General features: G+C 56.7%; 16 protein-coding genes. 11 read left to right on the forward strand and 5 right to left on the reverse strand.

The window, feature by feature from the left end:
- Positions 1–196: 196 nt before the first annotated feature.
- From speA to ACP4QI_RS18440, 3 genes are all read right to left on the reverse strand, one after another.
- Entirely contained in the window at positions 197–2173 is a 1977-nt protein-coding gene (speA, locus tag ACP4QI_RS18430) for a biosynthetic arginine decarboxylase (protein ID WP_142487037.1), read from the reverse strand.
- Positions 2174–2181: 8 nt separating this feature from the next.
- Complete coding sequence (gene yqgB, locus ACP4QI_RS18435; RefSeq protein ID WP_127472193.1) at positions 2182–2313, reverse strand: acid stress response protein YqgB; 132 nt, start codon at positions 2311–2313, stop codon at positions 2182–2184.
- 87 nt (positions 2314–2400) lie between these two features.
- Positions 2401–2553, reverse strand: a complete 153-nt coding sequence (locus tag ACP4QI_RS18440; RefSeq protein WP_426495713.1) for a hypothetical protein — start codon at positions 2551–2553, stop codon at positions 2401–2403.
- 420 nt (positions 2554–2973) lie between these two features.
- Between ACP4QI_RS18440 and metK the strand changes: the two genes are divergently transcribed.
- From metK to ruvX, 8 genes are all read left to right on the forward strand, one after another.
- Positions 2974–4128: a methionine adenosyltransferase gene (metK, locus tag ACP4QI_RS18445; RefSeq protein ID WP_426495714.1), complete on the forward strand. Its 1155-nt coding sequence runs from the start codon at positions 2974–2976 to the stop codon at positions 4126–4128.
- Positions 4129–4337: 209 nt separating this feature from the next.
- Positions 4338–5735 carry a sugar porter family MFS transporter gene (locus ACP4QI_RS18450; RefSeq protein WP_426495715.1) on the forward strand — a complete coding sequence of 466 codons (1398 nt, stop codon included), beginning with the start codon at positions 4338–4340 and terminating at the stop codon, positions 5733–5735.
- A gap of 72 nt (positions 5736–5807) precedes the next feature.
- Positions 5808–6305, forward strand: a complete 498-nt coding sequence (locus ACP4QI_RS18455) for a SprT family zinc-dependent metalloprotease (protein WP_426495716.1) — start codon at positions 5808–5810, stop codon at positions 6303–6305.
- A 94-nt stretch (positions 6306–6399) separates the two neighbouring features.
- Positions 6400–7107 (forward strand): deoxyribonuclease I, encoded by a 708-nt coding sequence (gene endA / locus ACP4QI_RS18460; RefSeq protein ID WP_426495717.1) that lies wholly within the window; start codon positions 6400–6402, stop codon positions 7105–7107.
- A gap of 111 nt (positions 7108–7218) precedes the next feature.
- Positions 7219–7950, forward strand: a complete 732-nt coding sequence (gene rsmE / locus ACP4QI_RS18465; protein ID WP_426495729.1) for a 16S rRNA (uracil(1498)-N(3))-methyltransferase — start codon at positions 7219–7221, stop codon at positions 7948–7950.
- A gap of 19 nt (positions 7951–7969) precedes the next feature.
- Positions 7970–8917, forward strand: coding sequence for a glutathione synthase (gene gshB, locus ACP4QI_RS18470; protein WP_059307231.1), 948 nt, complete (start codon positions 7970–7972; stop codon positions 8915–8917).
- Positions 8918–9008: 91 nt separating this feature from the next.
- Positions 9009–9569 carry a YqgE/AlgH family protein gene (locus ACP4QI_RS18475; RefSeq protein ID WP_142487043.1) on the forward strand — a complete coding sequence of 187 codons (561 nt, stop codon included), beginning with the start codon at positions 9009–9011 and terminating at the stop codon, positions 9567–9569.
- On the forward strand, positions 9569–9985 hold the full coding sequence (ruvX, locus tag ACP4QI_RS18480) for a Holliday junction resolvase RuvX (protein WP_142487044.1): 417 nt from the start codon (positions 9569–9571) through the stop codon (positions 9983–9985). The genes ACP4QI_RS18475 and ruvX overlap by 1 nt, the downstream gene beginning before the upstream one ends.
- A 38-nt stretch (positions 9986–10023) precedes the next feature.
- Here ruvX and ACP4QI_RS18485 read toward each other — a convergent pair whose 3' ends face one another.
- Both ACP4QI_RS18485 and ACP4QI_RS18490 read right to left on the reverse strand, forming a co-directional pair.
- A complete protein-coding gene (locus ACP4QI_RS18485) occupies positions 10024–10713 on the reverse strand; it encodes an IclR family transcriptional regulator (protein ID WP_426495718.1) in 690 nt (229 codons plus the stop codon).
- An 86-nt stretch (positions 10714–10799) separates the two neighbouring features.
- A complete protein-coding gene (locus tag ACP4QI_RS18490) occupies positions 10800–11777 on the reverse strand; it encodes a type IV pilus twitching motility protein PilT (RefSeq protein WP_426495719.1) in 978 nt (325 codons plus the stop codon).
- A gap of 17 nt (positions 11778–11794) precedes the next feature.
- On the opposite strand from ACP4QI_RS18490, the gene ACP4QI_RS18495 reads away from it, so the two are divergent.
- The 3 genes from ACP4QI_RS18495 to yggU are packed head-to-tail and all read left to right on the forward strand — an operon-like array spanning position 11795 to position 13377.
- Positions 11795–12496, forward strand: coding sequence for a YggS family pyridoxal phosphate-dependent enzyme (locus tag ACP4QI_RS18495; protein WP_426495720.1), 702 nt, complete (start codon positions 11795–11797; stop codon positions 12494–12496).
- A gap of 21 nt (positions 12497–12517) precedes the next feature.
- A complete protein-coding gene (locus ACP4QI_RS18500) occupies positions 12518–13084 on the forward strand; it encodes a YggT family protein (protein WP_142487048.1) in 567 nt (188 codons plus the stop codon).
- Entirely contained in the window at positions 13081–13377 is a 297-nt protein-coding gene (gene yggU, locus ACP4QI_RS18505) for a DUF167 family protein YggU (protein WP_103822821.1), read from the forward strand. Before ACP4QI_RS18500 ends, yggU begins: the two co-directional genes overlap by 4 nt.
- Position 13378 lies beyond the last annotated feature (1 nt).

A 13378-nucleotide genomic window follows, 5' to 3' on the forward strand; every position in this document is an offset into this window, starting at 1 on the left:
AAGATGAAAAAAAATCCCCTCCGCGTCGTTAAACCCGACGAGGAAGGGATTGATTCGAATAGTGCCTGTTGCGGCGGATTATCGCCGCTATTTCATACGGGTTCAAGTGAGTATAAGGCATCGCGCGGTCTTTGCCCCTCACCCTGCCCCTCTCCCCTTTGGGGACAGGGCTGGGGTGAGGGGAAAGGCGGATGTCTTACTCGTCTTCCAGATACGTGTAGCCGTACAGACCTGCTTCGAACTCTTCCAGGAACTGTTTCTGCAGGGTATCGTCCAGATCGGTCTTTTTCACCTGATCGCGGAACTGGGTCAGCAGCTTGTTCGGATCGAGCTGCACGTACTGCAGCATATCCGCCACGGTGTCACCCTCGTCAGAGAGCTCCACTTCCACGTTGCCGTCAGGGAAGACAAACACGTCTACCGCTTCGGTATCCCCGAACAGGTTGTGCATGTTACCCAGAATCTCCTGATATGCCCCGACCATAAAGAAGCCCAGCATTGGCGGGTTCTCCGGATCGTACTCCGGCATTGGCATGGTGGTGGCGATACCGTCACCGTCAATATAGTGATCGATAGCCCCGTCGGAGTCACAGGTGATATCCAGCAGCACCGCGCGGCGCTCAGGTACCTGATTCAACCCTTCCAGCGGCAGTACCGGGAAGAGCTGATCGATACCCCAGGCATCCGGCATCGACTGGAACAGCGAGAAGTTGACGTACATCTTGTCCGCCATACGCTCCTGCAGCTCGTCGATAATCGGACGGTGTGCGCGGTTGCTTGGGTCGAGCTGTTTCTGCACTTCGTGGCACATGTTCAGATACAGCTGCTCGGCCCAGGCACGCTCCTGCAGGCTGTATGTGCCGGAGGAGTAGCCGGTATGGATATCGTGCAGGTCCATCTGGCTGTCGTGCAGCCACTCACGCAGGGAACGGCGGGTGCCCGGCTCGTGCATCTCAATCCAGGTTTCCCACATGCTTTGCAGCGCGCGCGGTGCATCGTCTTCCGGCGGGGTCGCTTCGGTGTATTCGTTGCGCTCAACGCCAATGATGTTAGACACCAGTACCGTGTGGTGCGCGGTAACCGCACGACCGGACTCGGTGATCACCGTCGGGTGCGGCAGACCGTTCTCTTCACAGGCATCGCCAATCGCCCAGATGATGTTGTTGGCATATTCGTTCAGGCCGTAGTTCACCGAGCAGTCGGACTTCGAGCGGGTCCCTTCATAGTCCACGCCCAGGCCGCCACCTACGTCGAAGCACTGGATGTTCACGCCCAGCTTGTGCAGCTCCACGTAGAACCGGGCCGACTCACGCACGCCGGTAGCGATATCGCGGATGTTGGCCATCTGGGAACCGAGGTGGAAGTGCAGGAGCTGAATGCTGTCCAGACGACCACGCTCACGCATGATTTCGACCAGCTGCAGAACCTGGTTCGCCGCGAGGCCGAATTTGGATTTTTCGCCGCCGGAGGACTGCCATTTACCGGAACCCTGCGAGGCCAGACGAGCACGCACGCCAAGGCGTGGCACCACGTTCAGACGCTCGGCCTCTTCCAGCACGATATTAATTTCGGACATCTTCTCGATGACCAGATAGACCTTGTGGCCCATCTTCTCGCCGATCAGCGCCAGACGAATGTATTCACGGTCTTTATAGCCGTTACAGACGATCACCGAGCGGGTCATGCCGGCATGGGCCAGTACCGCCATCAGCTCTGCTTTGGAGCCAGCTTCCAGCCCCAGCGGTTCACCGGAGTGAATTAAGGATTCGATAACGCGACGATGCTGGTTCACCTTGATCGGATAGACCAGGAAATAGTCGCCGTTGTAGCCGTAAGATTCTCGCGCGCGTTTGAAGGCGGCGTTGATGGAACGCAGACGGTGTTGCAGGATCTGCGGGAAGCAGAACAGTGCAGGCAGACGCTGCCCCTGCGCTTCACGCGCTTTCACCAGTTTGGCGAGATCGACGCGCGCTTCCGGTACGTCAGGATCCGGGCAAACGCTGATGTGGCCCAGTTCGTTGACGTCGTAGTAGTTATTGCCCCACCAGGCAATATTGTAAGTGCGCAGCATCTTGCTGGCTTCCTGGGAGCTCATCGCAACCTCCTGCATAGAACGTAGTACACCCTGTTCGCCTGCTGACGAAGGCGAAAACGAAGACATGTCGTCAGACATAGCGAACCTCAACTCTTACTATTCAGTGTAAAACAGTTGACTACTATCGCAGCGTCAATCTGCGATAACAACCCATTATCCGACCGGATTTCCAGCACAGAATGCTGAAAGCCGGGGCGTGCGACCGGTTTCTTATTCATATCATTGTAAAACACGTATCCGAACTCTGTATGACAAGGTCCGGCGAAACCACGAGAAAACTCTTGTATTTACAAGAGCGCCCTTGTTCAGACTTCACAAAGCGTAGTGCCTGCCCTGGAATCCTGAGAAGCGCCGAGATGGGTATAACATCGGCAGGTTTGCAGATTAGAAATGCGAATGGCGGGGAACATGTTCCGGCCTGAAAGGCAGAACTGACTAAGCGGAAAACGACGGTTCATTATCTCGTATCACCTCCACGCAAGCTTAAGCAAACCCGCGACAAGTTAAAGCTAAAAGTTCACTGCTTTACCCGGCTGGAAGTGGCGACACGAAGAATCGTCGTGTGCTTTTTTGTATGAGCCGCGCGCCGCGTTTTATACCGACAAGACAGGGAAAATGCAAAATATAAATGTGCGCATTGCCGGGACCGTCAGCAAAAATTTCCAGTCGGGTTTTCAATGGCGTGCGCATGGATTCAAAAAAAACTGGAAATGGGGCTAAGAAGTGACCTAAAATAGCCATCCAGATGTTAATCCATCCATACTGATTAACACTCAGACTGCCAGTGTCATCATCTGCAAGTCCTGGTGGAAAAACCTGCCACGGCTATCCCACACGACAGTTTGAGCTAAACAAATTCTCCTTAGGTAAATTAAAACATGGCAAAACACCTGTTTACGTCCGAGTCCGTATCAGAAGGACATCCTGATAAAATTGCTGACCAAATCTCTGATGCGGTGCTGGATGCGATCCTCGAGCAGGATCCAAAAGCGCGCGTCGCCTGTGAGACCTATGTCAAAACCGGCATGGTGATGGTTGGCGGTGAAATCACCACCAGTGCATGGGTTGATATCGAAGAGATCACCCGTAACACCGTGCGTGAAATCGGCTATGTGCATTCTGATATGGGCTTTGATGCCAACTCGTGCGCCGTACTGAGCGCCATCGGCAAACAGTCCCCGGACATCAACCAGGGCGTTGACCGTGCCGATCCGCTTGAGCAGGGCGCGGGCGATCAGGGCCTGATGTTTGGCTACGCCACCAACGAAACCGACGTGCTGATGCCAGCGCCAATCACCTATGCTCACCGTCTGGTGCAGCGTCAGGCTGAAGTGCGTAAAAACGGCACCCTGCCGTGGCTGCGTCCGGATGCGAAAAGCCAGGTGACCTTCCAGTACGACGACGGCAAAATTGTCGGCATCGACGCGGTGGTTCTGTCCACGCAGCACGCTGAAGATATCGACCAGAAATCCCTGCAGGAAGCGGTGATGGAAGAGATCATCAAGCCGGTTCTGCCGACCGAGTGGCTGAACGCCTCTACCAAATACTTCATCAACCCAACGGGCCGCTTTGTTATCGGTGGACCAATGGGCGACTGCGGTCTGACCGGTCGTAAGATCATCGTTGATACCTACGGCGGCATGGCGCGTCATGGTGGCGGCGCCTTCTCCGGTAAGGATCCATCTAAAGTAGACCGTTCCGCAGCCTATGCAGCACGTTATGTTGCGAAAAACATCGTTGCTGCGGGTCTGGCTGACCGCTGTGAGATCCAGGTCTCCTACGCCATCGGCGTGGCGGAACCTACCTCCATCATGGTTGAAACCTTTGGTACCGAAAAAGTGCCTTCAGAGCAGCTGACCCTGCTGGTGCGCGAGTTCTTCGACCTGCGTCCATACGGCCTGATCCAGATGCTGGATCTGCTGCACCCAATCTACAAAGAAACCGCCGCTTACGGTCACTTTGGTCGCGAACATTTCCCATGGGAAAAAACCGACAAAGCCGCTCTGCTGCGTGAAGCTGCCGGTCTGAAATAATCGACTGACCGCGCTCCTGAAAGGCCAGCCCCGTGCTGGCCTTTTTGTTTTCTGCTGCATAACGCCCTCCATGAAATCGCTTACATCCAGATAAAATCAGCCTTCTTTCGGAATACTCTCTTTGTCACCCCTCCCCCTCTGACATACTTTTACTGTTTCCTAATCAAATCTTTACATTGATGAAACAGCTAAGCCAAATGGAGGGCAAAATGCCTGACAATAAAAAACAGGGGCGGACGTCCAACAAGACGATGACGTTCTTCGTCTGCTTCCTTGCCGCCCTGGCAGGATTACTTTTCGGTCTTGATATCGGCGTCATTGCCGGGGCCTTACCGTTTATCACAGATGAATTCCAGATCAGCTCTCACACTCAGGAGTGGGTGGTCAGCTCGATGATGTTCGGTGCGGCGGTCGGCGCGGTCGGCAGCGGCTGGCTCTCCTTCAAACTCGGGCGTAAAAAGAGCCTGATGATTGGTGCCATTCTTTTTGTCGCCGGTTCTCTCTTCTCCGCAGCAGCCCCTAACGTGGAAGTGCTGATTGTCTCCCGCGTGCTGCTCGGCCTGGCGGTGGGTGTTGCCTCTTACACCGCGCCGCTTTACCTGTCAGAGATCGCGCCGGAGAAAATTCGCGGCAGCATGATCTCCATGTATCAGCTGATGATCACCATCGGTATTCTCGGTGCCTATCTTTCCGACACCGCATTCAGCTACAGCGGAGCATGGCGCTGGATGCTGGGGGTGATTATTATCCCGGCGATCCTGCTGCTGATTGGCGTCTTCTTCCTGCCCGATAGCCCGCGCTGGTTTGCCGCCAAACGACGCTTTAACGATGCGGAACGCGTGCTGCTGCGCCTGCGCGACACCAGTGCAGAAGCGAAACGCGAGCTGGAAGAGATCCGCGAAAGCCTGAAGGTTAAACAGAGCGGCTGGGCACTGTTTAAAGAGAACAGCAACTTCCGCCGGGCGGTGTTCCTGGGCGTGCTGCTGCAGGTGATGCAGCAGTTCACCGGGATGAACGTCATCATGTATTACGCGCCAAAAATCTTTGAGCTGGCGGGTTACAGCAACACTACCGAGCAGATGTGGGGCACGGTGATTGTCGGTATGACCAACGTGCTGGCGACCTTTATCGCTATCGGCCTGGTGGATCGCTGGGGTCGTAAACCGACGCTGACGCTGGGCTTCCTGGTCATGGCTGTCGGTATGGGCGTGCTGGGTACGATGCTGCATGTCGGTATCGAATCCCCTGCCATGCAGTACGTGGCCGTCGGGATGCTGCTGATGTTTATCGTTGGTTTTGCGATGAGCGCAGGCCCGCTGATCTGGGTGCTGTGTTCCGAGATCCAGCCGCTGAAAGGACGCGATTTCGGGATCACCTGCTCTACCGCTACCAACTGGATCGCCAACATGATCGTCGGTGCAACCTTCCTGACCATGCTCGATACGTTTGGCAATGCCAACACCTTCTGGGTGTACGGCGGTCTGAACGTGGTGTTTATCGTACTGACGCTGTGGCTGGTTCCTGAAACCAAACATGTGTCGCTGGAACGTATTGAACGTAACCTGATGAAAGGTCGTCCGCTGCGCGAAATCGGCGCTCACGACTGATCCTTCCGGCTTCCTCCCGTCCGGGAGGAAGCCGCTTGCACCGCCCCGCTACAGGCTCTATGCTCTGCCGTTATGAAAACACCCCGTCTCCCCATTGCGCTCCAGCAAGCCGCCATGCGCAGCCTGCGTGATAACCTGGCGCAGGCCAACCTGAAGCTCTCCCGGAACTACCCTGAACCGACACTGGTCTGGCAGCAGCGCGGCACCGCAGCAGGCACCGCCTGGCTGGACGCGTATGAGATCCGCCTCAACCCGGTCCTGATGCTGGAAAACCAGCAGGCTTTTATCGACGAAGTGATCCCGCATGAGCTGGCGCATCTGCTGGTGTGGAAGCACTTTGGCCGCGTGGCGCCCCACGGTAAAGAGTGGAAATGGATGATGGAAGCGGTGCTGGGCGTTCCAGCTCGCCGCACGCACCAGTTCGAGCTTGATTCAGTACGGCGCAATACCTTCCCTTACCGCTGCCAGTGCCAGCAGCACCAGCTCACCGTGCGTCGCCATAACCGGGTGGTGCGCGGCGAAGCCACCTACCGCTGCGTGAAGTGCGGCGAACCCCTTATTGCGGAGTAAGCGGCAGAATTATCAGGAACATTCCTGATCTACCTGATTGCATACAGGAACAACTTTCGTTACGTTGCGGGCTCGTTTTGACACGGAGTTCACGATGTCCCGTAATTTCTCTCTCGCGGTCGCGTTTCTGACGACCGCGTTCTCAGGCCATGCGCTGGCCGAAGGTATCCACAGCTTCTCTCAGGCAAAAGCCGCAGGCGTGAAGGTCAATGCTGACGTCGCGGGCGATTTTTACTGTGGCTGCAAAATTAACTGGCAGGGCAAAAAAGGGGTCGTGGATCTGGCCTCCTGCGGCTACAAAGTGCGTAAAAATGAGAACCGCGCCAGCCGTATCGAATGGGAACATGTGGTCCCAGCCTGGCAGTTTGGCCACCAGCGTCAGTGCTGGCAGGATGGCGGGCGTAAAAACTGCGCCAAAGACCCGGTCTATCGCCAGATAGAGAGCGATATGCATAACTTGCAACCCGCCGTGGGCGAAGTGAATGGCGATCGCGGCAACTTTATGTACAGCCAGTGGAACGGCGGTGAAGGCCAGTATGGTCAGTGTGCGATGAAGGTGGATTTCAAAGAGAAGCTCGCCGAACCGCCAGCCCGCGCCCGGGGCAGCATCGCCCGCACCTACTTCTATATGCGCGATCGCTATGACCTCAATCTCTCCCGCCAGCAAACCCAGCTCTTTAACGCCTGGGATAAACTCTATCTGGTGACCGCCTGGGAGTGCCAGCGCGACGAGCGCATTGCCAAAGTGCAGGGGAATCACAACCCGTACGTCCAGCGCGCTTGCCAGGCGCAAAAGAGCTAACCTACACTAGCGGCAATTGTTTCTTTGCGTCCCCCTCACTCTCCCCCTCTTCCCACAGGAAAGAGGGGGCAGAATGTGCAAGGGGCTCAGCTCTTGATGGACTTCTTAACTATGCGTGTTCCTCGTATTTATCATCCCGAAATGATTGCCGCAGGCAGTGAAATTGCCCTCTCTGAAGAGGCGGCCAACCACGTTGGCCGCGTGCTGCGCATGGGTGCAGGTCAGGCGATTCAGCTGTTTGATGGTTCAAACCAGGTGTTTGACGCAGAAATCACCCGCGCCGATAAAAAAAGCGTGCAGGTGAGTATCTTGCGTGGCGAAATCGACGATCGTGAATCGCCGCTGCATATTCACTTAGGCCAGGTGATGTCGCGCGGCGAAAAAATGGAATTCACTATCCAGAAATCGATCGAACTGGGTGTAAGCCTCATTACGCCACTTTTTTCTGAACGCTGCGGCGTTAAACTGGATGCTGAACGTCTGAATAAGAAGCTCCAGCAGTGGCAGAAGATCGCCGTTGCCGCCTGTGAACAGTGTGGCCGCAATCGCGTCCCGGAGATCCGCCCGGCAATGGATCTTGAAGCCTGGTGTGCGGAAGAGGAACAGGGTCTGAAGCTCAACCTGCATCCTCGCGCCAGCGCCAGCATCAACACCCTGCCGCTGCCGGTTGAACGCGTGCGGCTGTTGATTGGCCCGGAAGGAGGCCTGTCGGCGGATGAGATCGCCATGACCGCACACTACCAGTTTACTGATATTCTGTTGGGACCCCGCGTTCTGCGTACTGAGACCACCGCGCTAACCGCCATTACGGCCCTGCAGGTGCGTTTTGGCGATTTAGGTTGAAGCATTAACGGAGAAGACAATGATTAAGCTCGGCATCGTGATGGATCCCATCACAAGCATCAATATCAAGAAAGATTCCAGCTTCGCTATGCTGCTGGAAGCGCAACGTCGCGGCTATCAGCTCCACTATATGGAGATGAGCGACCTGTATCTGATTAACGGCGAAGCCCGTGCGCGCACCCGCATCGTCAACGTCGAGCAGAATTACGATAAATGGTACGAATTCGGCTCCGAGCAGGATCTGCCCCTCGCCGAACTCGACGTCATCCTGATGCGTAAAGATCCGCCGTTCGACACCGAATACATCTACTGCACCTATATCCTTGAGCGTGCAGAAGAGAAAGGGACGCTGATCGTCAACAAACCGCAGAGCCTGCGCGACTGCAACGAGAAGCTCTACACCGCCTGGTTCTCCGACCTGACGCCAGAGACGCTGGTGACGCGCAGCAAAACGCAGCTGAAAGCCTTCTGGCAGAAACACGGCGATATCATCCTGAAACCGCTGGACGGCATGGGCGGTGCGTCTATCTTCCGCGTTAAAGAGGGCGACCCGAACCTCGGCGTGATCGCCGAAACCCTGACCGAGCATGGCTCCCGCTACTGCATGGCGCAGAACTATATCCCGGCGATTGTCGACGGCGACAAGCGCGTGCTGGTGGTGGATGGTGAGCCGGTGCCGTACTGCCTGGCGCGTATCCCTCAGGGCGGCGAAACCCGTGGTAACCTGGCGGCCGGTGGCCGTGGCGAACCGCGTCCGCTGACCGAAAGCGACTGGGAAATTGCCCGCCGCGTCGGCCCGATGTTAAAAGCCAAAGGGCTGATCTTTGTTGGCCTCGACATCATTGGCGATCGCCTGACGGAAGTGAACGTTACCAGCCCGACCTGTATTCGCGAAATCGAAGCCGCGTTCCCGGTATCCATTACCGGCATGCTGATGGATGCGATCGAAAAACGTCTGAAGCAGTAATAACCCAGCCAATACTGTTAGTGACAGCATTCAGGTTTGTACGCATACTGGGTGCTGTCGCTTTTTAAACCAGGAAACAGAACCTCTGACAATGAATTTACAGCATCACTTTCTTATTGCCATGCCTGCTCTCCAGGATCCGATTTTCCGTCGTGCGGTCGTTTACATCTGCGAGTACAGCGAAGATGGCGCGATGGGTATTATCATCAATAAACCGCTGGAAAATCTGTCTGTTGAAGGCATTCTGGACAAATTAAAAATTTCCCAGGACGAACGAGTTCCAGAAATTCGTCTCGACAAACCGGTGATGCTGGGCGGCCCGCTGGCGGAAGATCGCGGCTTTATTCTGCATACGCCGCCAGGTTTTTCCTCCAGTATCCGTATCTCTGACAACACCGTGATCACCACCTCCCGCGACGTGCTGGAAACCCTGGGCACGGAAAAGCAGCCTGCCGATGTGCTGGTGGCGCTTGGCTACTCCTCATGGGAAAAAGGCCAGCTTGAGCAGGAGATCCTGGATAACGCCTGGCTGACGGCCCCGGCAGATTTAAACATCCTGTTTAAAACGCCTATCGCCGATCGCTGGCGTGATGCGGCTAAGCTGATTGGCATTGATATCCAGACCATGCCTGGCGTAGCGGGGCATGCCTGATGAGCGGCACGCTTCTCGCGTTTGATTTCGGCACCAAAAGTATCGGCGTGGCGATCGGCCAGCGCATCACCGGCACCGCCCGTCCGCTGACGGCGCTGAAGGCGCAAAACGGCACGCCGGACTGGAACCTGATTGAGCGTCTGCTGAAAGAGTGGCAGCCGGAGGTAGTGATTGTCGGGCTGCCGCTGAATATGGATGGCACCGAACAGCCATTGACTGCACGCGCACGCAATTTTGCCAATAAAATTCATGGCCGTTTTGGCGTGGCGATTAAGCTGCACGATGAACGACTGAGCACGGTAGAAGCCCGCGCCGGCCTGTTTGAGCACGGCGGTTTTCGCGCGCTCACTAAAGGCAGCGTCGATTCCGCCTCGGCGGTGATTATCCTCGAAAGCTTCTTCGAGCAGGGTTACTGATCCCCTTCCCTTTGCCCGCTACGCCGGGCAAATATCCCTTACTCTTCCAGCAACGTGGCGTTGAGCGCCGTCAGCTCAGCCAGACGCGTGCGGACATGCTCATCCTCAACATTCCACATACCGGCAAAGGCCAGCGCGGCATGATGCACGCCCACGGGTATAGCCATCGACACTTCGCCGTCATCATGGTGCCAGACCACATGCCCCTGCTGACGCTGCTGCGCCACATGCGGGGCAAGGTTTTGCCACTGCTCGGACGTAAAGCGCGGTATCAGCGCCTCGTCCGTCTCACTCGCCAGCAGCGACATGCCTATCACTGATTGCCAGGCAGGCAGCATGTGGAAACCGGCCAGCGCCTGGGTGGTCTGGCTGCCGGGCACGGAGTGCCAGATATAGATCACCTGATCCTCCCACAGCACGCCCAGCGCCACCACGATATCGCGTGGCGCATTGCGTTCCAGCCGGGGCAAGGCGCGGGAGAAAAGCTCGGAGCCGCGTATTGACTGAGCCGCCAGGGCATGAATGCCGGGACCAGGCAGGTAGCGTCGGTGCTCGTCTTGCATGGTCAGGCCAATAGAGGCCATGGTCATCAACAAACGGTTCACACGGGTGGTGTTGATCCCCATTAGCCGCGCAAGTTCACGACAGCCGATGGCGCGGCCGCTGGAAACCAGATATTGCAGACAGCGAATGCCGTCGATAAGACTTTGGTTCGGTTGTGATGACATAGCCGCTTTCAAGGTGTGCAATCAGAGGCTCGATTTTACCGCCCATGCAGAAGGATACAAGGCCGCGAAATTCATTCTCTGCCGTATTAAAGCCGCCCCTGTGCCCTGCGTTCAGCACGGCTCTGCTCAAAGTTCTGCATCCCTGCCTGCAACCCGGTCTGGATCACGCCGGGCAGTTGCCAGGTTTTACCTTCGCGGATCAAATTGGCCGCCGCAGGAGTGTTAACCAGGAGCTCGAACAGCGCGACGCGTCCCTGCTGGTTATCCCTTTCGAGCTTTTGCGCCAGCACCGCCCGCAGGCTGCCGGCCAGCTGCTTACGTACCGGCTCTTTCTCCTCGGCCGGGAAGGCATCCACCAGCCGCTCTATCGCCTGGGCGGCCCCCCGGGTATGCAGGGTCGCCAGCACCAGATGTCCGGTCTCTGCGGCGGTGAGCGCAAGGCGGATCGTTTCGCTGTCGCGCAGTTCACCTAACAGGATCACGTCAGGATCTTCACGCAGCGCAGCCCGAAGCCCATCGGCAAAAGAGGGGCAATGCAGGCCAATCTCCCGCTGCTGCACCAGACAACGCTTGCTCTGATGGATAAACTCCACCGGATCTTCCAGGGTCAGGATATGCCCGTCGCTGTGGTGATTGAGAAAGTCGACCATGGCCGCAAGCGTGGTGGATTTACCGCTGCCGGTGGCCCCGGTTACCAGAATCAGCCCGTTATCGCTGGTGAGCAGCTCGGGGATCGCTCGCGGCGTGTCCAGGGTACACAGCTGAGGGCACTTTTCGGGCAACAGCCGGAGCGCCAGCGAACACCCTTGCGTATGGGCGAAGGCGCTGGCCCGCAGCCGGTGGTACTCCAGTGTAACGGCAAAGTCCACCTGCCCCTGGGCGCACCATGCCCCCTGCTGTTCGTCGCTGAGCCAGCGTTTGAGCAGCATCACCACATCCGGCCCCGGAAAAGGGGCGAATTCCATTTCTCCTCGCCGCCGCCAGCGCGGTGGTGCGTTACTGCACAGGTGTAGATCCGACACATTATGCTTTACACTAAGGGCCACAATTTCTTCCATATCCATTTAATGATCCTCGGAAAATGAACGACATTGCGCATAACCTGGCACAGGTCAGGGACAAAATCTCAGCCGCGGCAACAGTTTGCGGCCGTAGTTCAGAAGAAGTTACGTTGCTTGCAGTCAGTAAAACCAAGCCTGCGAGCGCCATCGCAGAAGCGATCGATGCAGGCCAGCGCATGTTCGGTGAAAACTACGTGCAGGAAGGGGTGGAAAAAATCCGCCATTTCCGGGAAAAAGGCACCGCGGATCTGCAGTGGCACTTTATCGGGCCATTACAGTCGAACAAAAGCAGGCTGGTGGCGGAGCATTTTGACTGGTGTCATACGGTGGATCGTCTGCGTATCGCCAGCCGTCTGAGCGAGCAGCGCCCGGCAGAGATGCCACCGCTTAACGTGCTGATTCAAATCAACATTAGCGATGAAAACAGCAAGTCAGGTATTGCTCTGGAGGAACTGGAACAACTGGCGGATCAGGTGGCGGTACTGCCTGGCCTCAGGCTTCGCGGGTTAATGGCGATCCCGGCCCCGGAGTCAGATTACGACAGGCAGTTTGCCGTCGCCCGGCAAATGGCTGTAGCATTTGAGGCGCTTAAAACACGCTTCCCAACGGTCGACACGCTTTCACTGGGCATGACGGACGATATGGCTGCCGCGATTGCGGCTGGCAGCACCATGGTGCGCATCGGCACAGCAATTTTCGGTGCGCGCGATTACACCCAATAATAAGGAAACCTGAGGAACGCCATGAAGACGTTGACCTTCCTGCTCTCAACCGTCATTGAACTGTATACGATGGTGCTTTTGTTGCGCGTCTGGATGCAGTGGGCCCGTTGTGATTTTTACAACCCCTTCTCACAGTTTGTCGTCAAAGTGACCCAGCCGATTATCGGGCCGCTGCGCCGGGTGATCCCGCCGATGGGCCCGATTGACAGCGCCTCTCTGCTGGTGGCGCTGATTTTGTGCGTGGTAAAAGCGATCGTGCTGTTTATGGTCATCACCTTCCAGCCGATCATCTGGATCGCGGCGGTGTTGATCCTGCTAAAAACGATCGGCCTGCTGGTGTTCTGGGTGCTAATGGTGATGGCGATCATGAGCTGGGTCAGCCGTGGTCGTAGCCCGGTAGAATATTCCCTTATTCAGCTTACCGAGCCGCTGCTGCGCCCGATCCGTAACCTGCTGCCTGCCATGGGCGGGATCGACTTCTCCCCGATGATCCTCGTGCTGCTGCTGTACGTGATCAACATGGGTATCGCTGAACTGCTGCAGTCCACGGGCAACATCCTGCTGCCGGGGCTGTGGATGGCGTTATGAGTGCTGTCAGCACCTGCGCCGACGGGCTGGTTTTACGGCTGTATATTCAGCCGAAAGCCAGCCGCGACACTATCATCGGGCTGCATGGCGACGAAGTAAAAGTCGCCATCACCGCCCCTCCTGTGGATGGCCAGGCCAATGCCCATCTGGTGAAGTATCTGGCAAAACAGTTTCGCGTCGCGAAAAGCCAGGTGCTGATCGAGAAGGGGGAACTGGGCCGCCACAAGCAGGTCAAAATTCTTAATCCGCAACAAATCCCGACGGAAGTCGCGGCTCTGATACAACAGGATTAAC

Source organism: Leclercia sp. TB492 (genome assembly GCF_049974505.2).
GTDB lineage: Bacteria > Pseudomonadota > Gammaproteobacteria > Enterobacterales > Enterobacteriaceae > Enterobacter > Enterobacter adecarboxylatus_C.